Consider the following 25,809-nt stretch of genomic DNA (forward strand, 5'->3'; position numbering starts at 1 on the left):
CTCGATGCGGCAATCTCATGAAGTAGGATAAACTCCTGAGATTGCTTCGTCGAAACTTATAGTTTCTCCTCGCAATGACGTTAAAAAATTACGAATTTGCTTTTTCTTTATTATATTCGTTAATATTTTTATTTAGCTCTTCTAATTTATCCACTAGGTGCTGACGTATTTCTTCTTGCTTCTTGCTTTTTTATAATCTTCCATTTTTGCTTTTACATCATCTATAGATTTTTGCAGTTCTTCACCTTTTTTATCTTTCTGATCTTTCACATTCTTTTTTATCTCTGCAACGCTTTGTGCTATCTGATCATAAGTATTGCTTAAGGTCTGATTAAATTTATCGGCTCCCGTTTGGGCTAAGTTTGTTAAATTGTCTTTTAATTCCTGTAAATTTTCGGTAATTGTTTTTGTACTGCTTGTAGCTACTTCTTCAGTTTGCACTTCATTTGCTTTTGTTTCATCTTTGGTAGGCGAATCTGCAAAAATGCTAGGTGTTAATAATAATGTAGCGGTAGCCCCTAGTGTTATTAATATTCTTTTCATTATATTCTCCGATTATTTATATTTATTGTTATATTGTTCAATTTTCTTACTTAAATCATCAAGTTTTTTTACAAGAGTTTGTCTATATTCTTCTACTTTATCATCTTTAATTTTCTGATAATCCTGCAACTCTTTTGTTAAACTTTTATATTGCTCTTTTATAGTTTCTAACGAGTGGTCTTTACTATCCTTAGCATATTTCTCTAAATCATTAATTTTGACAGATAATTTATCCGCTACTTTATGACATTTTTTATTAAAGTCGGCAGTAATAATTTCAGCAGAATTCTTAAGGTTTTTATGTAATTCTTCAAGTGCTTCACCTATAGTTCTCATAACCCCTCTTTTTGAAATAGACCTCTTCGGAAACTCTACTTCTAGGGGTAATTTGTACGTCGATCCGGTACTCGAATCCTCACGTACTAGTGTGTACGCTGCGGTTCTGCGTTCCGTGTCTTCTTCAAATTCCTCTCTATAAGCGAGTTTCCGAAGAGGTCTAATAGTTAATAAAAATTAAACTTAAATATTATATATTCAGAATTATAAATAATATAACCTTAAAAAGCAATTTTAAAAAATACCTATTTAATATATAGTTATTGTACAAAATAAATTTGAGGATGTTATGACATTAGAACTAGGAAAAAAAGCTCCTGATTTTTCGCTGCACATAGGTAACGATAAAGTAATTAAACTATCGGATTTAAAAGGAAAATTCATAGTATTATATTTTTATCCGAAAGACGATACGCCTGGATGTACTATTGAAGCACAAGATTTTAATAGGCTAAAACCGGAATTCGATAAACTTAATACGGTGATTATTGGAGTATCTAAAGATAAGCTTGACTCTCACGATAAATTTAAAGAAAAATATAGTTTAGGATTTGATTTAGCCTCTGATGCAAATTCAAATTTATGTGAACAATTAGGGGTATGGATAGAAAAATCAATGTTCGGTAAAAAATATATGGGCATTGATAGAGCTACGTTTTTACTTGATAAGGAAGGAATAGTTAAACATATTTGGCGTTCGGTAAATGCTAAAAATCACGCCCAAGAAGTACTTGAAAAATTAAAGATTCTACTCTGAATAAATGAAAAATAGTAGACGAAGTTTAATTTGGAAAAGAGCAAGGCGTTTTATATTTTTTGACCGCAGCGTACATATTAGTACGTGAGGATCAAAAAATATAAAACAACGACGCCAATTTTTCAAATTAAACGAGTATACATTATTTTTTCCATCTGTTGTGAAACCAGAACCATTGAGCTGGATTTTGCTTAACCCATTCTCCTAGCATTTGATTAATATTAAGCATAATATTATAGCAATCGGCTTTATTATCGCCGGTTTGCTCAAACTTTAATGGCGGGTGAACTATTACTTTAAAATAACTGCCTTTAGTTCTAATGATTTGGCAAGGTATAATTGGATATTTATACTGCAAAGCAATTTTAGCTATGGCGTTTGCAGTCATAGCAGGATGTCCTAAAAAAGGCACTTCAATTCCATCGTTCATTTTTTGATCAACAAGCATAACAATAGATTCACTCTCCTTGATAGCCCTAACTAAAGCTCTGCTACCGTCAGGACCTTTCGGTATAAGCCTCAATTTATCACTAGCCCGACTTTCATTAATTAGCTTATTAACATACGGGTTATTTGCCTTACGATAAATTACGGCAAATTTCGGATAAGATTTATGCAGAAGATTAAGACCGATATCCCAATTGGCAAAGTGACCACTAAATAATAAAAAGGGTTGCTCTCCCAGCTTTTTAATATTCTCAATACCTATTATCTCGGCTCTATTTTCTAGCTCAGCTTCGCTCATTTTATTAACATAAGCACTTTCACCGATGAATCTACCGAAATTATCCCAAGTTTGATCTATGATTCTTTCAACATCACACATATCGCCGAATACTACTTTAATATTTCGTCTAGCAATTTTATTAAAGGCAAATAATATACCGACTTTTCTTGCTATGAAACTACAAATATCTGCTGCTTTATCTATACCGAATATTCCTATTACTTTAAGGAATATAACGACGATAAAATACTCAATTAAATATCTGAGCTTTTTTAAAAATTTTTTCATTTAATAAATCAGGATTATTGATAGATAATTCTACATCTAAACAGACAATATTATTATTTAAATCATTGAACTTAATATGATCTTTTCTTGTAGTAATTAAGGTAGCATTATGCTCTTTAGCTAATGAATATAAATTTTCTAAATCTGCTTGTAAATAATTATAATGATCAGGAAAAATTTTGTAACCGGTTATATTCAGTCCATAATTTTTTAAAGTCGAAAAGAAACGCTCAGGATTACCGATACCGCTAAAAGCAAAATAATTTTTAGTTTTGTCTATATTACTTGAGGGTATGATTTGAGCATTTATTAGTTTACCTGTATAAGGCACTAGTTCATTTTGTATTTTATCGTGATTGCTACTGACTAAAAAGATTAAATCAGCTACATCAAGGGCTTTATTTGGATATTGTCTTAAAGGACCGGCAGGAATTAGAAAGCCATTGCCGAAAAGCCTTTGGCTATCTACTGAAACTATAGTAAAATCTTTATGAAAATAAGGATTTTGTAGGAAATCATCAATTATTATTATATCAGGTTTAAGCTCATTAATTAATGGTAAAATCTCTTTAATATTTTTAGTAGCAATAACTGTTCCATACTTTGCAAGTATTACTCCTTCATCTCCTACCTCTAATGCTGTATGTCCTTGATGTATGGTAGTTGCACTTTTAAGGTTACTACCATAAGCCTTAGTTACTATTACAAAACTTACATTTTTAGCTCTCAGTAATTTGGCTAGATACATTACTATCTGCGTCTTACCCGTACCTCCTACGCTACAATTACCGACACAAATAACTTTAACAGGCAACATAATAGGACGTGCTAAACTAGCTCGTAAATAGCCTAAAAATTGATATATCAAGCTTATAGGTAAAAGCAAATAAGCTATAATATTTCGCTTCTGCCAAAATTCAGGATATAAAAGTTTGATCATATTAATATAAATTAGGTTAATATTCGTGTTGTTGCATGGATCGAAAAACGCCTCGGTGTCATACCGTGGCTTGTCCACGGTATCCAGCAAAAAATAACTAAAAATACTAATAATATTAGTATTTTTAACTAGACCCCGTGGACAAGCCACGGGGTGACTGTGGTGGAATTAAGCCATGCAACAACACCCCTTTTAACTAGGGAATGACATAAAACTATACAATAAAACCTATTTATCAACATTTACGGCAGTTAAAAATAAAGTCAAACGGATTGATTGCTTTGTTGTCTAGTAGAATTTCAAAATGCAAATGCTCACCCGTAGCATTACCGGTTTTTCCTTGTATACCGATAAATTGACCCCGCTTAATTTTATTTCCTTCCTTAACTGACATTTCCTTTAAATGAGCATATTTCGTAACAAATTTGCGTCCATGTTTAATCTCAACAAAATTCCCGTAATCAGGTGCTCTAGCGGCTTTTATAACAATTCCGCTTGCTGCTGCATATATCGGTGCTGCTTTTTTAGCTTGTAAATCAATACCGCTATGGAAACATTTCTTTTTTCTTTTCTTTTTATGAGGACTTTTCCTAGTTCCGTAATGGCTAGTAATTTTCGGCTCATATTCCGGCATCATAAGCGGTATTGTACTAATTATTTTATCAAGCTTGGTTAATTCCGAGATGTTATTCCTATGAGTTTGTTTTTTTGCAAAATAGCTAGCTTCCGGTTTAGAGAGAAACTTATATTTTGAATTTAGCTTTGTTACAACTGCCTTTATATCAGATATTTTTATTTCGGCGGCTTTATTAAATTCTGCCGGATTTTTATTATGGAATTTTTGTAGAAAAATCTTATTTTGTTTAGGGTTATTAATTATTAGACCTAAGTTTTTTGCATATATACATTTGCTATTTTTATTTGTTAAATCATACTGCACTACTAAATCCGCATAACTGATTTTATATTTTTGCTTTAATTGAGATGAAGTAGTAGAAAGTAATGTAGTATCACTAGATTCTTTAATACTGCTGCAACCTTGAACAAGAAAAACTATAAACAGTAAAAAGATATATTTTTGGAAAGACATTAAAGATCAATATACTCCTGTGAAATGAAGAGTTGGTATACGAAGTTCAACTTGGAAAAGAGCAAGGCATTTTGAAGCTTTTAACCGCAGCATACATACTAGTACGTGAGGATTAAAAGCAAAAAATAACGAAGCCAATTTTTCAAGTTCAACGAGTATAATACGTAAATTTTAAATTAAGAGATGCACTTAAATATTCCGTTAATTTTTCTAATTTCTCTTTTATATTTGGAGGATTAATTAACATTAACCCACACTTTACCATATTTTTATCACTATTTAAAAGCTCATATTCAATAATTATAGTTTCTTTAAATCCGATATTCTTGTAGTTGTGGTAAAAATCACGGACTAAAGGTAAATCTTTGATAGGATACCAAATTAAGACTGTATTATTAAGAACTCGTAGCTTAATTTTTTTAAGTGCTTCGAGTAGTTTTTGAAACTCATTTTTGACCTCAAAAGGCGGATCAAGAAAAATTAATCCTCTATTCTCTTTAAACGGTAGAAAAGCTTTAATCGCATTATAAGCATCTATATTATGCGTATTATTCAGTAGTAGTTTTTTTAAACTCAAGTAATCGCTTGGATGAAGCTCACAGGCAATTAAACGATCATTTGGTCTTAATAATTGCTTAATTATAAAAGGTGAGCCTGGGTAGTGATTTTCTCCCGCTATATTTATTATATTTAAGAAAGTTTGTAAGAGTAGAGGGATAGGATTGGTAGCTTGCAGTAATTTATTAATACCCTTATCGCTTTCTAGAGTTTTAGAAGCCGCCTCCGAGTTTAAATCGTAAAGACCAAGACCTGCAAAAGCATCTAAAACCGCAAAAGGTTTTTCTTTTTTCTTAAGCTGTTCTAAAATGCTAATTAGCACTAAATGTTTGACTATATCAGCAAAATTGCCTGCATGATAAATATGACGATAGTTCATTTTAAATTAATCATAAATTTCACTTCTATGACCAACTCGTAACACACTAACAAGCTTATTTTCTTTATCTAGTTCATAAATTATTCGATAATCACCATATCTATATAATTTTCTATATTTACCTTTTAAAGGCTTTCCGAGATCCTGCGGTGACTTAATAAGATATGATTCTATTTTTTCTTTTAAGGGAACAGAAACAGAAGAACATAATTTACTTAAATCTATTAAAGCTGATGTTTTCCAATTTAGTTTATAAACCATATCTTTTTCTTAAGAACTCTTCTGCCTCTTCTGAAGTAAGTAATTTATCGTTTTTATTATTGCTTCTTGCTAAAGCAATTTCTGCATCTTCTCTATCTTCTTTTAATTCACGTAAATAATTTTTAATTGCTTCTCGTATTAGCTTAGATTTAGGTATCTCTTCTAATTTAGCTACAGTTGTTAATTCATTGTTTAGATCATCAGGAATAACAATACTATGTCCCATAAATATCTCCTATATGTTTAATTATATATTATATCATAGTATAATTTACTGTGCAATCTTTCGTAAAAACAGTGTTACTATAACCTTTAATGAGATATTCTTTAAGTAAGTTTAGTAGCCCACTTTCTAAAAGCAATCCCTCTCCTAGAATTTACACTATACCCGACTAATATTATTGCATCTAAATTATAATATTCCACTTGTCTTTTGACACTCCGTTCTCTTTCTATTTGAACTGTTGCAAAAAACGCAACAGCTGCTTTTTCTAAGCCTTTTTTACTATTGTCAGCCATTCTTCTTCATCAATAATTTTAATATTAAGCTCTTTAGCTTTTTTAAGCTTGCTGCCTGCATCAACGCCTGCTACGACTAAATCCGTGTTCGATGATACGCTAGCTGCAACTTTAGCTCCAAGTTTTTCAGCCGTTGCTTTAGCTTCCGCTCTAGATATCGTCGGTAAGCTACCGGTAAATACTACTATCTTACCTGTTAAACTGCTTTGTTCTCTAGTCTCTTTATAATCTTCAATATTTAATACTTCACCAAGTTTTTTGATAAGCGTGGTATTTTCTTTAATATCAAAAAAATCAATAATATCTACTAGAATCTTATCACCGATACCCTCTAAATCATTTAGTTTCTGATAGATATCCGAATCATTTTTACTAAGCAGTTCCATTTGAGCTATAAAATTAGCATAGCTACCAAATTCTCTAGCAAGTAATTTAGCATTTTGTTCACCGATATGCCTAATACCTAGAGCGTATATGAATCTTGACAAACTAACATTTTTTGATTTCTCGATATTTTTGAAAAGATTCTCTACTGATTTTTTGCCCCACCCATCCATGTTCTCCAATTTGGCTAAACTAGAATCATTTTTTTCTTTTAAAAAGAATATATCGAGTGGATTGCTAATTAACCCCTTATCTATTAAAAACTCAACTTGCTTACGTCCCAGTCCTTCAATATCCATAGCGTTTTTCGATACAAAATGACGAATACGCTCATAATTCTGAGCAGGACAATTAAGACCGTTATCACAGCGTATAATAATATCTTCAGGTACATAATGCAACTTAGAATTACATGAAGGGCAAAATAAAGGAGTATCAAATGCTATTGTATCATTAGGACGTTTCCCTATATCAACTCCCGTGATTTTAGGGATGACGTCACCGGCACGCTGCAAGAACACATAATCGCCGATACGTACGTCTTTTCGCATGATTTCTTGAAAATTATGCAGCGTTGCTCTGCTAACGGTTACCCCGCCTATTTCTATAGGTTCAAGCTCGGCTACCGGCGTTAACGTACCGGTTCTACCGACTTGCACCATAATAGAAAGCAGTTTTGTTCGTCCTATTATAGCAGGAAATTTATGAGCGGTAGCAAATCTTGGAGATCGAGCAATAAACCCCATTCTATTTTGCAGTACAAAATCATTTAGCTTATATACTACCCCGTCAATTTCATAAGGTAATTTTTCTCTATTTGTTTTGAGATATTCATAAAAGGTGAAAATTTCTTCTTCGGAATTTGTAAGCTTAGATATTTCATTAACGCTAAAACCAAATTCTTTTAATTTTGTAAGTAATTGATCTTGAGAAGAAGCAAGATTCTGCTCAGTTACTCCACCTGAATAGACAAAATATTTGAGCGGTCGTTTAGCCGTAATAGAAGCATCAAGCTGACGAAGCGAACCGGCAGCAGCATTACGGGGGTTAGCAAATTTATCTCTGCCCTGCTCTTCTTGTTCTTCATTTAGATTTAGGAAATCTTGTTTTTCAATATAAATTTCCCCGCGTACTTCTAAAAACTCCGGAGCATTATATATTTTATGAGGAAAATTTTTGATTGTTTTGATATTTGCCGTTATGTCTTCACCAACATATCCATCACCTCTTGTAGCTCCCGTTGTAAGCAACCCGTTTTTATAAATAGCAGAAAAAGACAAACCGTCTATTTTAGGCTCACAAAAGATAGGAGTAAATTCATCAAGGCGTAAGAAATTTTTAATGCGGTCTACAAAATCTCTTAAATCTTGCTCGTCAAAAGCATTACTAAGAGACAACATCGGTACTTGATGCGTAACTTTAGCAAATTTATTTGCTATTTTTGCTCCTATTTTTTTGCTAGGACTATTTTCTAAAACTAAATGAGGAAATTTTTGTTCAAGCTTGAGGTTGATATTAAATAGCTGATCATATTCGGCATCTGAAACTAAAGGATTATCTTCTATATAATAAGCATGATTATACGCTGCTATTTTACAGCTGAGTTCTTCTAGTAATTTTTTTGCTTCTTCTTCAGATATTAAATCAATATTTTGCATTAGGAAATCATACTTTTATTTAAAATTCGGATTTAATAATGATATCTACATTGTAATATGTAAACGGTTTTACCTTTAACAGTATATATTAGCCTATGTTCATGATTAATTCGGCGAGACCAATAGCCTGATAAATCGTACTTTAAGCCTTCAGGTTTACCGATTCCCGTAAAGGGAGAACATGTAATATCCTTAATTAGCTCATTTATTTTTTCTAGAATTTTTATATCATTTTTTTGAAAATACAAGGAATCTGCTCATACATCAATGTGAAATAATATTTCCATTATAAAGACACTATTTTAAAGTTTTTATTTGCTTCAAAATCATTAATTGCTCGTTTTAGTCTTTCGGCATTTTTAGGGCTTTTTAATAAGTATAAAGTTTCCTCCATAGCATTATAATCTTCAAGAGACATAATAACCACTGATTTTTGTTTTTGTCTAGTTACAACCACTGAAGTGTGATCTGCACAAACTTTTTCCATAACATAGCCTATTTAAGTACGTTTTATAATTAGTCAACTAAGAGCGTATACCTTTAGTAAATGAAGAATTGGTATACGAAGATCAACCTCAAAAAGAGTAAGGAGTTCATAAGCGAGGATCGCAGCGTATACTTAATACGTGAGAACCGCAGCTCTTATAGAACGACGTAGCCAATTTTTGAAGTTCATCGAGTATATTAAGAATTAAAATCAAAATCTTTACCTAGCTTAATATATTCCCTAATACGGCTCATGAGGTTTTGAAAATATGTTAAATTATGCCACGTCATTATCATAGAGCCAAGTATTTCACCGATTCTAACTAAATGATGCAGATAAGCTTTACTATAGTTTTTACAAGCAGGACATAAACAATCATGCTCAAGCGGCTCTTTATCATCGGCGTATTTACTATTGCGGATATTTACCGTGCCGTATTTAGTAAAAGCCTGACCGTTGCGTCCTGAACGTGTCGGGATTACGCAGTCAAACATATCTATACCTCGGCGTACAGCACCGATAATATCAGCAGGCTTACCGACTCCCATTAAATAGCACGGCTTATTTTGCGGCAGAAAATCGGGAGCATAATCAAGTACTTTAAACATAAGCTCCTGCCCCTCACCTACCGCAAGCCCGCCTATAGCATAACCCTCAAAATCGAGTTCTACTAAATCTTTAGCTGACTCCTCACGTAATTCTTCGTAAACACTACCTTGAATAATACCGAATTGTGCATAGCCATCTCTTTTAACAAAGGCATTACGTGATCTATTTGCCCATCTAGTCGTAAGCTGCATAGAAGTTTTAGCTTCTTCAAAGGTTGCAGGGTAAGGCGTACATTCATCAAAAGCCATAGTGATAGTACTACCGAGTAAATGTTGTATTTCGGTAGAACGCTCAGGCGTTAACATATATTTATCGCCATTAATATGAGAGCTGAAACTTACTCCCTCGTCGGTTATCTTGCGTAATTTCGATAACGACATTACCTGAAAACCGCCGGAATCAGTTAATATAGGCTTATCCCAATTCATGAATTTATGCAAACCACCAAGACGTGCTATACGCTCGGCAGTCGGCTGCAGCATTAAATGGTAAGTATTTCCGAGTAATATATCCGCTCCGGTTTCAGCTACTGATTCAGGCAGCATTGCCTTAACGGTTCCTCTAGTACCGACCGGCATGAAAGCAGGGGTACGAATCTCACCGTGTGCGGTTGTGATAACACCGCTTCTAGCTTTTTTATGCTGATGATGAATATTAAAAGAAAATTTTGACACTGATATACTCCGAAGTAAAATGAAGAGTTGGTATACGAGGTTCAACTTGAAAAAGAGCAAGGAATCCACAAAGCGAGGAGGCCTTGTTGCGTGAATCGGTAAAACGCTACTGTGTCACCCCATGGTCAAGCCACGAGATGACATAGGTGAAATTGATCCACGCGGGCAATGCCAGGCGAGGAGCGGAGCGTATACTTAAACGTTCAGCACCACAGCTCTTGTAGGATGACGCAACCAATTTTTCAAGTTCAACGAGTATAATCACTTATTTTTAAAAGCAATATCTTAGCATACTATAATTTATCCTGGAATATAAAAATTAAGATTAAAGGTCGCAATACTTAAAAAATCATCAAGTATTGAACCACAAAGTTTTAACTCAGTATAAGATTTATTATATATTTCCGTTTTAATCAGTCCAAGTAAATATAAAGTCCCAATTACTGAAAAGAGAACTATACTGTTTGGAGTGTTTAATAATTTATCTTCAATAAAAGCAGTAATGGTTCCTTTAGGCTCGTGTACGATTTGAGCAACTAGCTCTCTTAAAATAGCATGATCAAATGAGCTTTGCTCTAAGATTTTTAATATAGTGAAATTATTTTGCCGACAATATGAATTAAGGAGTTCTTTACGACGCTTACGATCTTTAGAATTTGAAAGTGGTGTTAGAAAGATTATTATTTTTTTAGTGGAAGTCATTTTGATTTACCCCGTTTAGTTAAACTTAGATTTTTAAGTTCTAACCACCACAAAATATTTTATGGTGGTTGGGGAGTTAGAAAAACCGCAATAACAGTTCACAATAGATTTTAAGCTCAAAGTAACCTCTAAGCTCTGGACATGTCTATCGTCATCCCCAACCATAAGTGCTGAAGATTGCATCATATAGTGGCTGATACATATAACATATTGCAAGAGGTTTCTAAGCCCCGAAATAGCATTTTGCCATTCCGGTTATGAGTTCTATATACAACTTCCCAAAAAAGTCAATTAAACTTTACGTTTTATTGTTTTTTTCCTTTTCTAATCTAGTTTGTACCTCTATAAGCTTTTGGCAAAACGCGATAAAATTCCTCGCTGCTTGTCGTGCTTGTTCTTCTGTGATTTCACCGTTATAAGCATTGTAAATAGCTTTAACTACATTATTAAATTTTTCTTTTATTAGACTTCTTGCATAACGTAGCTAATAAGGAGGAATTTGAAAGAGACACTTCACTGCGAACCGCAGCGTACACTTAAGTACGTGAGGATTCGAGTACCGGTTCGACGTACAAATTACCCTTAGAAGCAAGTTATGCAAGAAGTCTATTGTTTCTTTATTCATAATGTTATTCCCTTTCTGTTAATGATAATTTTTTCAACTCTAAATAATTATATTTATAGGTGAATTAAATTTATAAAACTATAATTATTACAATCAATAATTATAGTTATTGACTTATTTTAATTACTTCTATAGATTACTTCTCTTAATGATAATTAAACTCTGTCATTCATAATATAATCTAATTTTTAAGAGTTAAAATATGGAAAATAAAGAAGAAGAAACTTTAACCTCTGAGTTAATAATAGATGAAGAGGAGGAAAAGCGTTTAAAAGCTCAAAATGCAAGGAAAGAGCTTAAGTTAATATTAATAACATTTGCTATTATTCTCACTAGTTTTTTAACTTTTTGTTATTTCTTTTTTAACTATATAGAAGAAAAAGCAGCAGAGTATAAATTACAGCAAGAACAAGAAGCAAAAGTAAATAATAAAATAGAATGAAGTTATTTAAATATAATGTAATCAAAAGTTATTAATCTATTTAGAGTTAAAAAATTATTTATTATTGCAATTTTTTAACTTTTGCTTTAATTGTAATCAACTATTATTAATATAAATAAAATAACTTTTATGAAAGATATAAGCTCTTGGAAAGAAAAGTTTGAAATTTGCATTTACGCTAAAAAGCTGATTGATAAACTCGAATATTTAAACGATAAAGTAAAAAATCCTGTTGATATAGAGGAAATCAAAAAAGGTATCTACTACACCCGTAAATATCACGGCTTGCAAATGCGTCAATCAGGCGATCCTTACTACTCTCACCCAATTGAGGTAGCGATTATGCTTGCGGAGTTTGTAGCAGACGAAGCCCCTAAGCTTTTTACTTCTAATATGATAAATGCTGCTCTACTTCACGATACTATTGAGGATACAGAACTTACTGAAGAGATGATTACCGAAATTTTTGAAATAGAAGTAGCTAGACATGTAGAGGGTTTAACTAGAATCAAACCTTATGGAAAAATCAGTGCCGAGGAAAGCTTAAACCTGTTAATCAAACAAAAAAGATATAATACAGCCCTCATAAAACTTTTTGATAAAGTCCATAATATACAGACTTTAGGTGCTAAATCACCTGAGAAAGCTAGAAAAGTAATAAAGGAAACTCTAATACATTTTATTAGCTTTGCTACATATTTAGAAATTCCTGTTTTAACTCATCGCTTAATTGAATTATGTAACGAAAATTTAGGGATATCTAGCTTTAAACCAATACAACAAAATATATTTTTAGAAAACATATTTTCCTTTTAAGGATAATTTTTAGCCTTTTTCTCTAGCTTGTAAAAATGTGAGCCCCCCACATTGAACTTAATATTATAGGAACAGTTATAACTGATATTCCCCAATTACCCAAATATTTAGTAAAATATACTAAACCAAATGAAGTAAGAATACTCATAAAAGTTCTAGATAAAGCATATAAAAGACTCGCATACGTAAAACATTTAAAAACTGGAATATGCTTAAAAAGTATAGGTATAGCAGGTGAATAATTAAGAGAAAATGAAATTAGTATAACTTGCAATATCAATAAACTCAAAGGAGTAGTTATTATATTTAATAAATAAGGAAAAATAAGAATGCCAAATATTACTATATTAACTCTTAAAAGAGTTAAGGGATAGATATAATAGCTTAAATAAGTCCATATTATGAAACTAAATATTTGAAATATTGAAACAATAAAAGATAATATAAAAGCATATTGGCCATGCACACTGCAATAAAAATACAGCTAATGAAGTGCTATTACTAACTTTTTCTTTCCATACTGCACTATTTTCTAATTGCTTTTTATTAACTTCAACTTTTTCTAAAGCTTGCTCTAATTTTTTTTTTCAATTGACGTTTTGCGTCAATGAATTCTGGAGTTTCTCTTAAATGTGTTCTAGCAACTGCTCCCACAATAGCAATAACTGCTCCTATCCAAAAAGCTATACGCCAATTAAGACCATATTTTGTAGCAAAATAAGCAATAGCCAAAGCTGCAAAACTTCCAAAAGCTGTAAAAATTGAAATTATAGCGACTGCTGGGTATTGTATAGGAGGTGTAGTTATTTCAGTTATATAAAGTTCAGCACCTATTATTTCTCCCATACAGGACATACCTTGTACGATTCGACAAATGGTAATTACCCAAGCAGCAGCTGCTCCTATTTGAGCATATGTAGGAAAAGTAGCCATTACTACACAAGATAAAGACATCATGGCTGTAGTCATAACTACAGTAGTTTTACGTCCGATATTATCTCCTATCCAACCAAATATTATAGCTCCTACAGGTCTTAATAGATATGTTGAACAAAAAGCAGCAGCCGTATAAAGTGCTGCAACATGTGCATCAGCTTTTGGATAAAATAGTTCATTTAAAAGCACTGCCATATGTACATAAAGCATAAGGTCAAAGTATTCAAGAAATGTACCTATGGAAAGTAATCCTATTGCTTCTTTTTGCATTCTATTTAAACTTGTTTGTGCCTTCTTGTAGCCTAGCATAAATTCTTTACAAAAAATTAAATTGTAAAGAAACTTATACTGTTTTATATAAAAGTCAATAGGAAATTTTGCTTTACACGATAAATAAGAAAATGAAGTGCGGCTTAAAGCATGTATGGACCTCCCTAATAATGCAAAAAAAAAAATAACATTTAATAGCTAAAAAGCAAATGCAGTCATGTATCCAACTTATAATTGATAAATTACCTTACTTGTATATTTACCGTATAGCCCTGATGGAATTCGTTTGCCTACAAACTTTTACTTATCACTTCGACGGCTTCTATAGAGCCTGTGCGTTAATCAGTTTTTTCGTAGGTTAAGGTTTGTCTTATTCACCATCAATATTATCTCTCACGCATATTTCGGATTGGAATTTTTACATATATTATTATCTAATTTATTCAGTTAATATTGGCAATTCAACAATATATTATTACCTTAATTAACTACAAACTTTAGTTTCGTTGTAATCATTGCCGGTACGTAATACTGCGAATACTATTCGTGCCAATTTATTTGCTACAGCAACGGTAGTTTTATTATGCCCGCATCGCTCCGATAAATTATACATCCACTGGGTAAATCTAGTAAAATCCTTTTTGTTTTTTTGTGCTTCAGTTGTAAACCTTAGCTTAGCATTTAATACCACTCTTGCTCCTTGAATCAATAAAGTACGTAAATAAGTATCGCCTCTCTTGCTTATACTAAGTAACCTCTCTTTACCTCCACTCGAATGTTGTTTTGGCACTAAACCAAGCCATGCTGATAATTGTCTACCATTATTAAAATATTTTGCATTACCTATTGAAGCTATCAATGCTGTAGCAGTAATTAAACCTATACCAGGTATAGATGTTAAACGTTTATATTGTTCTAACTCTGTTGCTAATATTTTTAATCGCTTTTCTAGCTCTATTATTTTTTTATCATTATCTATAAATTCTTCTTTTAACTCGATGAATGTTGTATAAGCTTATTGGGCTTAAACCGCCATTATCTAAAACTTCTGTTAATTTAGCAGTAACTTTATTTATACCCTGAGGAATAGTAAAACCAAATTCATTTAGTAATCCTCTTATCTCATTGGCAAGTGCAGTACGATTTTTTACCAACCTTGCTCTTATCCTGTGAATCGACAAAATATCTCGTTGTCCTACACTTTTTATCTGTACATATCTCATATTCGGTCTTGTTACTGCTTCACAAATCGCTTCGCTATCTGCCTGATCGTTTTTATTAGTTTTAACATATGGTTTTACAAATTGTGGTGCTATTAGTTTAACCTCATGACCTAATTTTGTTATTTCTCTTGCCCAATAGTTAGCTCCGCCGCAAGCCTCCATACCTACTAAACATTTTGGTAAGTTAGCTATATAACTCAACACCTGATCTCTCATCAATTTTTTCTTTAATATTGCTTTGCCATTTTTATCTAATCCATGAATTTGAAAAATTCTTTTTGCAATATCTATGCCAACTGTGGTAACTTCCATTTGGACCTCCTTGTTGTTGCCTAGGATTAATTTCCTATTCTAGAACAATAATACATTATTATTGATTCCGTATATAGGGAGGTCCATACCATTACTTCGTGGATTGAATAAGATTTTTTTAAGAAAAACTAATCCTATTTCAAAAAAATCTTATAATTTGTAGCAAAAAAACATTTAATTATTTATTAGCACAATAAATATGTGATAAATAAACTAATTGAAAGAAAAAATAAGTGATATATAGTAATGGTTCATTTTTAGATTGAAAAGCAAAAAATACTATACTGTCGTTGGTAGTTATAATTAAATATATTAAAAATATGCTTTTTCAATCACTAAATTTATACTCTATCTTAGTTGCAGGTCTTACAGCTACAATTATCGTTTTTATGCGTCAGTTATCTTATTACAAACAGCAAATTATTAATAAGGATTTATAAAAATGATACCTGCATATTTTGATAAAAAAATGTTATATAAAATTCTTAATAATAACTGCGATAGATATTCTGCTCTTGAAATGATTAAATCATATTTTAAGCTGAAAACTGCAAGATCATTATCATATGAAGAACTTCAAAATGATCAGCAATTAAGCAAATTATTTGGAGATTCTTTAAACTATTTTATTGATGATTTTATATCAAAATCTGATAAATCAGTTGTAGCAAATAAAGCGTTTAGTATACAAGATGAATATAACAATACTCATAAATTATATGTGTTTTTAGAGAAAAATAAAATATCGGACAAAACACATCAAATGCTTATATATGTTAAAGTACCTTATATAATGACCAAAGACGACGAAGAAAGCTTAAACACTTTCATACACTTAGCTAAGATAATGTAGATTTTCCAAAATTAAAATCAGAAACTCAAATAACAAGTTTAAAAGCGAGCTTAACGAAGCGAATAAGACAGAGTTATTTAAAGCTCGGTTTAGAATACCTAAACCGAGAAATAAATTACTACTTACCTAAAAGTGGATATGTAACATTTTTTAAGAATTTTCTTTTAATATAAGTACATACTAAAAATGTCAGTACGGTACTTGGAACATAGCGAATTATCGTAGGTAAATATCTTATTAAGGTCTTAGTTGAGACTAAGTCAGTAAATGGCGTACTTATGCTCTCTACTAACTCTCTACTTTTGGACCTTAAAGAATCTAGAGTACGATATCTATTTTTGTATTTTAAATAACATCTAACAGCTTCAATAACTATAGAAGATATAATAGAAATTATTCCGCTTTGCATAAGAAAATAAAATTCCATACTATCCGAACAATAACAATAATTAGCAATAATTATTAAAACTAAACCTAGAATATTAAAAAAATAGACAAATGGTTTGCCATAAGATTTCTCTTCTTGCTTAATGCTACTTTTTAATAATTCATATATTAGAGATTTTAACATTGAATTACCTATTTCATAAGAATAGCTAGCAAGACGCCTGCACCAAAAGCGTAGGCGAGATTCCGCAAAGGGTGGTCACGTGTCGACTCACATAAATCCGCTACATTAGCTTTACCTTTATCTTTATAATGTTCCATAACGGATGATAAATTACCTAACTGCTCATCTAGAATATTTCCGGATTTACCTTTTAAATTACGTAATCTTGAAACTAAGCTTTCAATATCTTTTTTGATACCTTCGACATCTTCTTTAGCAGAGTTTGAATTTGATTCTTTCATAATTTACTCCTTTATTAGTTTACATTTTGTTAAGCAAATTACTTTGCTTACAATTATAAGATACTCCTCTTGTAAACACTTTACAATAGCTTAAACAATAAAAAAACCGAATCTAGTTTAGATTCGGCTAAATTTAATGATTTTTTATTTCGTATTACTTCTACTTACTACCGAATGAAGAAACAATTTTATTAATTAATGATTCAATATTAATTGCTGATTGAGTATATCTTATCTCTTCATTAGCCGCTAAATTTTCATCATCATTACCAGGTACAATTGAAATATATTTACCTCCAAGTAACCCGCTGGTGACTACTTGGGCTTTAGAATCTTTAGGTATTTTAACATCATCATTAATATTTAGATATACACTTGCATAAAAGCTATTCGGATCTAAAGTAATTTTCTTTACACTACCTATTTTTATACCTGAGATCATTACGTCGCTTCCGACTGCTATACCCTCTGCACTCTGAAAATTAGCAGTTACCTGATAACCTTTTGAGCTAGCTATAGAACTACCTGTCTTGTAGGCAAAAATCAAAAATAGCAAAGCAATAATTAATACTACAAAGCCGATAATTGTTTCAATAATATTTTGTTTCATTGTTTTTTTATATCTTATTAATTAATTACGGTTGCCATCTACTATATTTAAGATTTGATGTTTTAGGCGGCTTTTTAACTATTTTATTATTCTTTTGCCACGGGAAAAGCTGAATATTTTTCGGTATCTCATTTACTAAATGATGTAACCAAGCGTGCCAACTCGGCGGAATTTTTGTAGGTTCATTTACATTCTTATAAATAACAAACCTCCTTGGACGCCCTAAATAATCAATATTACGGCTTTCATAATATTGATTCAAAAATTCATCTTCTCCTACTTTTTTGTGAAAAAAAGTAATAAAAAACTTATCTATCCACGACATTTTAAAATTTCTATAGCAGTTTCTCTTCCTTGCACTGCAAGTTTATCGGCAGCAATATTACCGCTATTATTTGCATGACCTTTTACCCATTTCCAAATAATAGTATGTTTACTCAATTCTGCGTATAATTTTTGCCATAAATCGGCATTTTTAACGGGTTCATTGTTGCTTTTACACCAATTATTTTTTATCCAATTATGAATCCAAGCGGTAATTCCCTGTTGCAAATATTTACTATCGGTATAAATCTCAATATTACAAGATTTTTTTAAAATCCTTAATGCTTCAAGTGCTGCCGTAATTTCCATACGATTATTAGTCGTATCCAACTCATACCCAAATATTTCTTTGCTAGTATCATTAAATTGAAGCAAAGCTCCCCATCCTCCAGGACCAGGATTACCTGCACATGCACCATCAGTATATATAACTACTTTTGAATCCATATATGGGCATTAACTAGGTTTAGGTTTAGAAGAGTTACGAAACTTATCTAACATTATAACATTTGGATTTGGAGATAATGAAGTTTTATAACTTTTATTACTACTTATTTCCTCTTCATGTTGGTGATTTTCTTGTACATTTAACGACTGATTAAAAGTTAGGCTGTAATTATTATTGGAATCAACAAAGCTAATAAGTGCATCAAAAGGTACGTAAATTATTTCTTTAACACCGTCAAAACTTACCGTTAAGGAAAAACCGGTATCATTTACTATTAAATTTTCAAACTGATATTGAAGTACTATTGTTATCTGTTTTGGATATGCCTGTTTAACTTTTGAAGGTAAAATTACCGCAGGGTTATCGGTTCTGTACGATATGTATATTAACTGATCCCAATATAAATTTTCATGCTGAATCTTAGTTAGAATTTTTTTCACAAATTCTAGCATATATTCATTCACAAATTTTTTATATTCAATATTCATACGAAAAAAATAAAATATACACTCTAAAAATAAAAATAGGTATATGAGTTATGTGGGGTTTTTCTGTTGCCCGGCAAACCCCCAGCCGCGTAGGCTTAAGCTGCAGCTAAAGCTGGAGCACCTACATAACGATTATTATCGTTTGCGTTTCTTTGTTTTGACCCATATGGCAAAGCCATCGGCGGAATCATCCCGAGTAAAAGCAATCTTTTTATTAGGTACGTCGATCCTATTTCGCCCCCATAAAATACTCGATGAACTTCAAAAATTGGCTACGTTGTTCTACAAGAGCTGCGGTGCTCACGTATTAAGTATACGCTTCGCTCCTCGCCTTGTGAACTCCTTGCTCTTTTTGAAGTTGATCTTCGTATTGTCTACTCTTTATTATATTATATATTTAAACTTTTCTAAATGACGCCACTAATAAAGAGGAATTTGAAGGAGACACGGAACGCAGAACCGCAGCGTACACTTGGTACGTGAGGATTCGAGTACCGGATCGACGTACAAATTAACTTTAGAAGCAAGTTATTTAGAAAGTTTTGGTGGAGGCGTCGGGTACTGCCCCCGAGTCCGCAACCTCTATTCTAAATTACGTTTATTACTATAGCTATATTAGCACCAAATATTATGCCTTAATTTGATTAAAATGTAAAGGTCAAATAAGAATTCTAGATTTATATTAAAAATGGACTTATAATAAATTTTTAGAATTCTAAATTAAAAACTTAATCATGCTATCAAATCTTGGAATTATTGCAGGCAGAGGTTCATTACCTTACTTAATAGCAAGTAACTATACAAAGCAAGGCGGCAAGTGTTATATAGCGGCGATTAAAGACGAAGCTGATATAGAACAAATTAAAGATTTTGAATATAAGATTTTAAAAATCGGTATGATTGGTGAAGCTATAAAATATTTTAAGGATAATGAGGTACAAAATATTATTTTTATAGGCGGAGTTAATAGACCGAATTTTAAAAATTTATCCGTAGATAAAATAGGCGGTTTATTGCTTTTCAAAATAGTTGGGCAAAAAATTCGAGGAGATGATAATTTGCTAAAAATAGTAGCGGATTTTTTTGAAAGCTATGGTTTTAAAGTAATTTCAAGTAACGAAATATATAAAAATCAACAAGGTAACTCCAATATTATAACTGATACCACCCTTACGAATTCAGATAAAAATGATATTGAGCTTGGAGTAAAATTGTTGAATCATTTAAGTTCATTCGATATTGCACAATCGGTTATAGTTGAAAATGGTTACATACTTGGTATAGAGGCTGCCGAAGGGACAGATAATTTAATAGCGAGATGTGCAGATTTACGTAAAAATCCTTATGGAGGAGTGCTAGTAAAAATACCGAAATTAGGTCAAGATAATAGACTAGATATGCCAACAATCGGTCCTGATACTATAAAGAATCTTGCTAAATATGATTACAAAGGAGTAGCGATTCAGAAAAATAACATAATTATAGTCGAAGAAGAATTAACTATAAAACTCGCTAATGAACATAAAATTTTTATAACAAAATGTTAGCAATAGGTATTACCGGTAGCTACGCATCGGGGAAAACTTTTATTTTGGATTATTTAGCAGAAAAAGGATATAAAACTTTTTGTGCCGATAGATGTATAAAAGAATTATATCAAGATTTGAACGTACAAACTCAAATCTTAAAATTACTCCCTGAACTTGAATCTTTCAATATCGGAAAAATCAGCAATTTAATCTACAATAACGACCTAGCTAGAGAAAAACTACAAAATTTTATTTACCCATTACTGATAGATAAACTCATTTTATTTAAAAAAGAAAATGCTAATTTCAAATTTGGCTTTGCCGAAATACCGTTGCTTTATGAAGCTAAATTTGATAAATATTTTGATTTTGTCGTAACAATATACTGCTCTGAAGAAATAAGAATGCAAAGAGCAATAACGAGAACTTCATTTGATATAGAGATTTATAATAAAATCAAAGAAATTCAGCTATCACAAGAGAGCAAAATAGCAAAAGCAGATTTTGCTATAAATAGCGGCGTTGATATGTTAGACTTGGAAAAACAAATAGAGAAGCTAATTCTCGTCATTGCGAGGAAATTGTAAGCTTGTTGTATGGTACTTATGTCATTATGTCATTCCCGCGTAGGCGGGAATCTAGTTCTTTGTCATACCGCGATCAAGTCGCGGTATCCAGTCTTTGTTAGTTTTTTTCTGGACCCCGTGGTCAAGCCACGGGGTGACACCTAACGTGCTTTACCCTGGATTCCTGCTTTTGCAGGAATGACATTGAACGTTTTGCTCGAGCTACGCAACAATACCCGCTCGCAATGACAATTTTAAAAGAATAATAAAGGATTGGGAATGTCGAGTTTAAGAGAAATAATTTTAGATACCGAAACTACGGGACTTGACCCACGACAAGGTCACCGAATCGTCGAAATCGGTGCAATTGAGATGGTAAATAAGATATTAACAGGTAGGAATTTTCATTTTTATATTAATCCTGAGCGAGATATGCCGTTTGAGGCTTATAGAATTCATGGCATATCCGGCGAATTTTTAAAAGACAAGCCTCTATTTCATACAATAGCCGATGATTTTTTAGAGTTTATCTCAGATAGCAAACTTATTATTCATAATGCTCCGTTCGATATTAAATTTCTAAACCATGAACTATCATTATTAAAAAGAGCGGAAATCAAACTTTTAGAACTGTCCAATGCTATAGACACTCTAGTTATGGCTAGAAGTATGTTTCCAGGCTCAAAATATAATCTTGACGCTTTATGTAAAAGATTTAAAGTTGATAATTCAGGTAGGCAGCTTCACGGGGCTTTGAAAGATGCGGCATTACTTGCAGAAGTATATGTGGAACTAACGGGTGGTAGACAATCCGCTTTTAAAATGGTTGATAAATCTGCCGGAATAAATAATTTAGCAACTACTCAAGTAAATAACAAAACAGAGCAAGCTACTCTTGTTATTAAACCTACAAAAGAAGAGCTGCAAAAACATAAAGAATTTCTTAGTAGTATTTTAAAAACTGCTTAGTAAAACGTCATTGCGAGGAGAGGCAAAGCCTCGACGTGGCAATCTCAGGAATTTTATATTGTTTCATGAGATTGCCACGCTCTTTGTAGTCGCTTAGCTCATGACGATTATCAACATTCCTAAAACTTACCTATGAAAACAAACCTTGTTGTACTTATCACGTTTACAATACTTATTTCCTTAGGCTTTTGGCAGCTTAGTCGTTTAAAGGAAAAGAAATTATTCTTAGCCTCAATGCAAGCTAACCTCACTTCACCTGCAATTAATTTAGCAGAAATTCAAGACAATTTACCTTATCATAAAGTAAAAATTACCGGTCAATTTTTGCCTAATAAAGATATATATTTATATGGTAGAAGGTCAATGTCGAGTGAAAAAGACGGATATTATTTAGTTACTCCTTTTAAAACTATAGAAAATAAAGTTATTTTAGTAGCACGAGGTTGGTTTAGTAATCGCAATAAAAATATTATCGCTCAAGCTACAAACGACCGGCAGCATGAGATTATCGGTGTTACTATGCCGTCTGAAAAAACTCGTAGCTACTTACCTGCTAACGATATAAAAAATAATGTGTGGCTAACTTTAGATTTAAAAGAAGCCTCTCAAACCTTAGAATTAAATCTAGAGGATTTTTATATTATTGCGGAAGGAAAAGATATTAGCAATCTAGATATTTTATTACCTCTTTCAATAAATCATTTAGCAACAATCAGAAATGACCATTTAGAATATGCCCTAACTTGGTTTGGTCTCGCTATTTCTTTAATAGTGATTTATATTGTTTATAAGCGTAATGTTATTTCTGTGTAGGGATCAGTTTTCCGTCATTGCGAGGAAATTACGTAAGTAATTAACGAAGCAATCTCAGGATATTTGACGAGATTGCCACGCAGCCTACGGCTGCTCGCAATGACGAAAAATTGATACATACAATATAGAAAAAAGAAAAAATGAGCAATCTACAACAACAAGCATCCGATCCTAATTATTCCGTTTGGGTATCGGCTTCTGCCGGTACCGGTAAAACCAAAATCCTAACCGATCGGTTTTTACGTTTGTTAATAACAGGCGTAGAACCTGCAAATATTTTATGCCTTACTTTTACTAATGCTGCTTCTATAGAGATGCAAACAAGGATTAATAGCAGACTTAAACATCTTTCTCCTTGCGATACCAAGAAACTAGAAGAAGAACTTTTCTTAATGAGCGGCAATAAGCCGCTACCGCAAGAAATAGAAAACGCAAAAACTTTATACGATAAAATACTAAATAGCAACGAGCCTTTAAATATCTATACAATTCATGCGTTTTGTCAAAAAATCCTTAACACTTTTCCTTTAGAAGCAGGCATAACACCGGAATTTAAGATTCTTGAAGAAACTAAATTACAGGATATCTTCCTAAATATCAGAAATGAAATCTACTTAAGTGATGAGCATAATGACTTAATTAAAATTTTGCTTAACCGCTTTCATGAAATAACATTGCAAGATATTTTTACTGAAATAATCGAGCAGAAAATTAAATTCAAGAAGTTATTTACTCATAAAACTATTCCGAAAGAAATATCTAATAAAAGATTAGCGTTAGGGGAATTAAATAATATTTATGATAAGGTGAAAAACTTATTTGCAGAATATGATTTGGAAATAGAACCGAAAGAAATTTTTTTTACCAAAGACGGAAAAAAACGTAAAAGTCTTTTATCGAAAGAATTAATAAGAAAATATCCTAAATTATTGTTAGAGCTAGAAAAAATCACTTCTGAAATTTACCGATTAGATGAGCTGCGTCGCATAGAGGAGCTAGAATATCATACGAATTTACTTACTAAACTTGCTTATATTATTTTAGAAAAATACGATTCATATAAGGAAGAAAATAATTTACTCGATTACGACGATTTAATTTACTACACCGAGAAATTACTGAATAATAAAACTACGCATGAATGGTTGCTGCATAAGCTGGAGAGTGAAATAAATCATATTCTTGTCGATGAAGCACAAGATACAAGCCCCCAGCAGTGGAATATTATTACTACTTTAATAACAGAGTTTAATGCTGTAGATAAGTCACAAAATGTCATACCGAGGCCCCTCCACGGTATCCAGGAAAAAATAAAAAAAGACTGGATCCCGCGTTCAAGTCGCGGGATGACAATTTTCATAGTAGGTGACGATAAACAATCGATCTTTAGCTTTCAAGGAGCTGATCTTCATAATTTCCGCTTAGTGAATGAGCAACTAAAAACAAATCTTACAAATGCTAATAAGAAGTTCAAAAATATCACGCTTGAATGTTCATATAGATCATGTGCAGAGATTTTACAATTTACTCATAATGTTTTGAAAAATATAAAATCTAATTACCCTGGTTTATTCCTTTCGGATAATCCTTTAATATCCTCATTTCGTACACATCAAGGTCTAGTGACAATTTGGCCTTTAGTAACGAGTGAAAAACAAGAAGAGCTTTTTTGGGCATTGCCTGAAGATTATGAAAATTCTAAATCCGCCGCTGATTTATTGATAGAAAAAATCGTAAATTTTATACAAGAACAAATAGAAAGCAAAGAAATTTTGCCTTCTACCGCAAGCAGAATATCTGAAAAAGATTTCATGATATTAGTAAGAAAGAGAGACGAGTTTAGTAAAAATCTGATAAAAGAACTTAGCAAAGCTAAGCTTAAAGTTGAGATAAGCGATAGAATTAACCTTAAGGAAAATCTAACGATAATGGATTTAATCTCGGTAGCTAAATTTGTATTGTTGCCTGATGATGATTTAAACCTTGCCTGTTTACTAAAATCACCGATTATCGGAATAAGCGAGCAGCAATTATACGAATTTCTTATAAATAAAAATGAAGAGAGTTTGTGGGATAAACTCTCTTCACATGAAGAGATCTATAATAAATTAAATTCCCTAATTGAAATTTATAAAATATCTACTGTTGAGAATTTCTTTAGATATTTTATAAATTTCAATGATTTAGTGGTGAATAATCTAAATTTACGAGAGATTTACGATGATGATATGATAAATGAACTATTAACATTAAGCAAAAACTATACAAATGATATAGATAATTCACTGCAAGGATTCATTGCTTGGTTTGAGAATAACGATATCTACATCAAACGTGATATGGAGCATTCAGACAAAATAAGAGTAATGACCGTCCACGGCTCTAAAGGGCTTGAAGCTCCTATCGTTATATTATGTGATTCTACTACTTTGCCGGTAAGTAGCAATAAATTTATTTGGGACGATAAAGGGGAAATGTTTTTTTCTGCTAATGCTGCGGACACACCCGCATTTTTACAAGATCTGAAAGAAGCTGAAAAATTAAAAGACTTACAGGAATATATAAGACTACTCTATGTTGCAATGACAAGAGCTAAAGACCGGCTAATTATATGCGGTTTTAGTAATAAAGCAGCCGCTCCTGAAAATTGTTGGTATGAAATAGTCAAGCAAACTTTTAATTAACAGCTGCTTTATTAAGGGCATTGCTAACTAAAGAGAGATGTCATACCGTGGCTTAACCACGGTATCCAGGAAAACAACTACAAATACTAGATGTTTAGGTATTTTTTTGGATCCCGTGAATAAATCACGGGATGACA

At 32.0% G+C, this 25,809-nt stretch carries 27 protein-coding genes, 1 other RNA gene and 7 pseudogenes; 11 read left to right on the top strand and 24 right to left on the bottom strand.

Annotated features, from left to right (window positions below):
• Window positions 1–88: 88 nt before the first annotated feature.
• The 3 genes and pseudogenes from ACE38Q_RS04835 to ACE38Q_RS04845 form a co-directional block, all read right to left on the bottom strand.
• A pseudogene (locus tag ACE38Q_RS04835) lies at window positions 89–543 on the bottom strand (hypothetical protein).
• 12 nt (window positions 544–555) lie between these two features.
• A complete protein-coding gene (locus ACE38Q_RS04840; protein WP_500191307.1) occupies window positions 556–819 on the bottom strand; it encodes a hypothetical protein in 264 nt (87 codons plus the stop codon).
• A gap of 12 nt (window positions 820–831) precedes the next feature.
• Window positions 832–1,050 (bottom strand): annotated as a pseudogene (locus ACE38Q_RS04845) (palindromic element RPE1 domain-containing protein); the annotation flags it as partial.
• 118 nt (window positions 1,051–1,168) lie between these two features.
• On the opposite strand from ACE38Q_RS04845, the gene bcp reads away from it, so the two are divergent.
• Window positions 1,169–1,636 carry a thioredoxin-dependent thiol peroxidase gene (gene bcp / locus ACE38Q_RS04850; RefSeq protein WP_500190293.1) on the top strand — a complete coding sequence of 156 codons (468 nt, stop codon included), beginning with the start codon at window positions 1,169–1,171 and terminating at the stop codon, window positions 1,634–1,636.
• Window positions 1,637–1,778: 142 nt separating this feature from the next.
• Here bcp and ACE38Q_RS04855 read toward each other — a convergent pair whose 3' ends face one another.
• From ACE38Q_RS04855 to ACE38Q_RS04910, 12 genes are all read right to left on the bottom strand, one after another.
• A complete protein-coding gene (locus tag ACE38Q_RS04855) occupies window positions 1,779–2,651 on the bottom strand; it encodes a lipid A biosynthesis lauroyl acyltransferase (protein ID WP_500190294.1) in 873 nt (290 codons plus the stop codon).
• Complete coding sequence (lpxK, locus tag ACE38Q_RS04860; RefSeq protein ID WP_500190295.1) at window positions 2,614–3,591, bottom strand: tetraacyldisaccharide 4'-kinase; 978 nt, start codon at window positions 3,589–3,591, stop codon at window positions 2,614–2,616. Before lpxK ends, ACE38Q_RS04855 begins: the two co-directional genes overlap by 38 nt.
• Before the next feature lie 235 nt (window positions 3,592–3,826).
• Window positions 3,827–4,681, bottom strand: a complete 855-nt coding sequence (locus ACE38Q_RS04865; RefSeq protein ID WP_500190296.1) for a M23 family metallopeptidase — start codon at window positions 4,679–4,681, stop codon at window positions 3,827–3,829.
• Between the two features lie 148 nt (window positions 4,682–4,829).
• On the bottom strand, window positions 4,830–5,618 hold the full coding sequence (gene rlmJ / locus ACE38Q_RS04870; protein WP_500190297.1) for a 23S rRNA (adenine(2030)-N(6))-methyltransferase RlmJ: 789 nt from the start codon (window positions 5,616–5,618) through the stop codon (window positions 4,830–4,832).
• Between the two features lie 6 nt (window positions 5,619–5,624).
• Window positions 5,625–5,879 carry a type II toxin-antitoxin system RelE family toxin gene (locus ACE38Q_RS04875; RefSeq protein WP_500190298.1) on the bottom strand — a complete coding sequence of 85 codons (255 nt, stop codon included), beginning with the start codon at window positions 5,877–5,879 and terminating at the stop codon, window positions 5,625–5,627.
• Window positions 5,869–6,105, bottom strand: a complete 237-nt coding sequence (locus ACE38Q_RS04880) for a ribbon-helix-helix domain-containing protein (RefSeq protein ID WP_500190299.1) — start codon at window positions 6,103–6,105, stop codon at window positions 5,869–5,871. Before ACE38Q_RS04880 ends, ACE38Q_RS04875 begins: the two co-directional genes overlap by 11 nt.
• A gap of 101 nt (window positions 6,106–6,206) precedes the next feature.
• Window positions 6,207–6,398 carry a RhuM family protein gene (rhuM, locus tag ACE38Q_RS04885; protein WP_500190300.1) on the bottom strand — a complete coding sequence of 64 codons (192 nt, stop codon included), beginning with the start codon at window positions 6,396–6,398 and terminating at the stop codon, window positions 6,207–6,209.
• Window positions 6,371–8,440 (bottom strand): NAD-dependent DNA ligase LigA, encoded by a 2,070-nt coding sequence (gene ligA, locus ACE38Q_RS04890; protein WP_500190301.1) that lies wholly within the window; start codon window positions 8,438–8,440, stop codon window positions 6,371–6,373. The genes rhuM and ligA overlap by 28 nt, the downstream gene beginning before the upstream one ends.
• A 32-nt stretch (window positions 8,441–8,472) precedes the next feature.
• The gene (locus ACE38Q_RS04895) at window positions 8,473–8,688 is read right to left on the bottom strand and encodes a Txe/YoeB family addiction module toxin (protein ID WP_500190302.1); all 216 of its coding nucleotides are present in this window, start codon (window positions 8,686–8,688) and stop codon (window positions 8,473–8,475) included.
• A gap of 38 nt (window positions 8,689–8,726) precedes the next feature.
• Entirely contained in the window at window positions 8,727–8,927 is a 201-nt protein-coding gene (locus tag ACE38Q_RS04900) for a type II toxin-antitoxin system Phd/YefM family antitoxin (RefSeq protein ID WP_500190303.1), read from the bottom strand.
• A gap of 197 nt (window positions 8,928–9,124) precedes the next feature.
• Window positions 9,125–10,210, bottom strand: a complete 1,086-nt coding sequence (gene tgt / locus ACE38Q_RS04905) for a tRNA guanosine(34) transglycosylase Tgt (protein ID WP_500190304.1) — start codon at window positions 10,208–10,210, stop codon at window positions 9,125–9,127.
• Window positions 10,211–10,510: 300 nt separating this feature from the next.
• On the bottom strand, window positions 10,511–10,912 hold the full coding sequence (locus tag ACE38Q_RS04910; protein ID WP_500190305.1) for a hypothetical protein: 402 nt from the start codon (window positions 10,910–10,912) through the stop codon (window positions 10,511–10,513).
• Between the two features lie 450 nt (window positions 10,913–11,362).
• Between ACE38Q_RS04910 and ACE38Q_RS04915 the strand changes: the two are divergent.
• The 3 genes and pseudogenes from ACE38Q_RS04915 to ACE38Q_RS04925 form a co-directional block, all read left to right on the top strand.
• Window positions 11,363–11,524 (top strand): annotated as a pseudogene (locus tag ACE38Q_RS04915) (palindromic element RPE1 domain-containing protein); the annotation flags it as partial.
• Window positions 11,525–11,739: 215 nt separating this feature from the next.
• Complete coding sequence (locus ACE38Q_RS04920; protein WP_011270541.1) at window positions 11,740–11,979, top strand: RP671a family tick cell line-upregulated protein; 240 nt, start codon at window positions 11,740–11,742, stop codon at window positions 11,977–11,979.
• A gap of 129 nt (window positions 11,980–12,108) precedes the next feature.
• Entirely contained in the window at window positions 12,109–12,795 is a 687-nt protein-coding gene (locus ACE38Q_RS04925; RefSeq protein WP_500190306.1) for an HD domain-containing protein, read from the top strand.
• Window positions 12,796–13,347: 552 nt separating this feature from the next.
• Here ACE38Q_RS04925 and ACE38Q_RS04930 read toward each other — a convergent pair.
• Window positions 13,348–14,040, bottom strand: coding sequence for an MFS transporter (locus ACE38Q_RS04930; RefSeq protein ID WP_500190307.1), 693 nt, complete (start codon window positions 14,038–14,040; stop codon window positions 13,348–13,350).
• Between the two features lie 445 nt (window positions 14,041–14,485).
• Window positions 14,486–15,536, bottom strand: a pseudogene (locus ACE38Q_RS04935) (IS110 family RNA-guided transposase).
• Between the two features lie 290 nt (window positions 15,537–15,826).
• Between ACE38Q_RS04935 and ACE38Q_RS04940 the strand changes: the two are divergent.
• Window positions 15,827–16,389: pseudogene (locus ACE38Q_RS04940) on the top strand (hypothetical protein).
• A gap of 118 nt (window positions 16,390–16,507) precedes the next feature.
• Here ACE38Q_RS04940 and ACE38Q_RS04945 read toward each other — a convergent pair.
• The 7 genes from ACE38Q_RS04945 to ssrA form a co-directional block, all read right to left on the bottom strand.
• Window positions 16,508–16,960, bottom strand: a complete 453-nt coding sequence (locus tag ACE38Q_RS04945; RefSeq protein WP_500190308.1) for a hypothetical protein — start codon at window positions 16,958–16,960, stop codon at window positions 16,508–16,510.
• A gap of 8 nt (window positions 16,961–16,968) precedes the next feature.
• A complete protein-coding gene (locus ACE38Q_RS04950) occupies window positions 16,969–17,241 on the bottom strand; it encodes a hypothetical protein (RefSeq protein WP_500190309.1) in 273 nt (90 codons plus the stop codon).
• A 160-nt stretch (window positions 17,242–17,401) separates the two neighbouring features.
• On the bottom strand, window positions 17,402–17,851 hold the full coding sequence (mlaD, locus tag ACE38Q_RS04955; protein WP_011270534.1) for an outer membrane lipid asymmetry maintenance protein MlaD: 450 nt from the start codon (window positions 17,849–17,851) through the stop codon (window positions 17,402–17,404).
• A gap of 25 nt (window positions 17,852–17,876) precedes the next feature.
• Window positions 17,877–18,176, bottom strand: a complete 300-nt coding sequence (locus ACE38Q_RS04960; RefSeq protein WP_011270533.1) for an NADH-ubiquinone oxidoreductase subunit NDUFA12 family protein — start codon at window positions 18,174–18,176, stop codon at window positions 17,877–17,879.
• The gene (rnhA, locus tag ACE38Q_RS04965) at window positions 18,164–18,622 is read right to left on the bottom strand and encodes a ribonuclease HI (protein WP_040256276.1); all 459 of its coding nucleotides are present in this window, start codon (window positions 18,620–18,622) and stop codon (window positions 18,164–18,166) included. Before rnhA ends, ACE38Q_RS04960 begins: the two co-directional genes overlap by 13 nt.
• Before the next feature lie 9 nt (window positions 18,623–18,631).
• Window positions 18,632–19,111: a ClpXP protease specificity-enhancing factor SspB gene (locus ACE38Q_RS04970; protein WP_500190310.1), complete on the bottom strand. Its 480-nt coding sequence runs from the start codon at window positions 19,109–19,111 to the stop codon at window positions 18,632–18,634.
• A gap of 51 nt (window positions 19,112–19,162) precedes the next feature.
• Window positions 19,163–19,771: a transfer-messenger RNA gene (gene ssrA, locus ACE38Q_RS04975) on the bottom strand.
• A gap of 74 nt (window positions 19,772–19,845) precedes the next feature.
• Here ssrA and ACE38Q_RS04980 point away from each other — a divergent pair.
• The 6 genes and pseudogenes from ACE38Q_RS04980 to ACE38Q_RS05005 all read left to right on the top strand — a co-directional run.
• Window positions 19,846–20,658, top strand: coding sequence for an LpxI family protein (locus ACE38Q_RS04980; protein WP_500190311.1), 813 nt, complete (start codon window positions 19,846–19,848; stop codon window positions 20,656–20,658).
• Entirely contained in the window at window positions 20,652–21,227 is a 576-nt protein-coding gene (gene coaE, locus ACE38Q_RS04985) for a dephospho-CoA kinase (protein WP_500190312.1), read from the top strand. The genes ACE38Q_RS04980 and coaE overlap by 7 nt, the downstream gene beginning before the upstream one ends.
• A 258-nt stretch (window positions 21,228–21,485) precedes the next feature.
• Window positions 21,486–22,175, top strand: a complete 690-nt coding sequence (gene dnaQ / locus ACE38Q_RS04990; protein ID WP_500190313.1) for a DNA polymerase III subunit epsilon — start codon at window positions 21,486–21,488, stop codon at window positions 22,173–22,175.
• A gap of 132 nt (window positions 22,176–22,307) precedes the next feature.
• Window positions 22,308–22,988, top strand: coding sequence for an SURF1 family protein (locus ACE38Q_RS04995; protein WP_500190314.1), 681 nt, complete (start codon window positions 22,308–22,310; stop codon window positions 22,986–22,988).
• A gap of 140 nt (window positions 22,989–23,128) precedes the next feature.
• Window positions 23,129–24,364 (top strand): annotated as a pseudogene (locus ACE38Q_RS05000) (UvrD-helicase domain-containing protein); the annotation flags it as partial.
• A pseudogene (locus tag ACE38Q_RS05005) lies at window positions 24,341–25,672 on the top strand (3'-5' exonuclease); the annotation flags it as partial. The pseudogenes ACE38Q_RS05000 and ACE38Q_RS05005, both read left to right, overlap by 24 nt.
• Between the last annotated feature and the right edge of the window lie 137 nt (window positions 25,673–25,809).

This window comes from Rickettsia endosymbiont of Thecocarcelia acutangulata, from assembly GCF_964263195.1.
Taxonomy (GTDB): Bacteria; Pseudomonadota; Alphaproteobacteria; order Rickettsiales; family Rickettsiaceae; genus Rickettsia; species Rickettsia felis.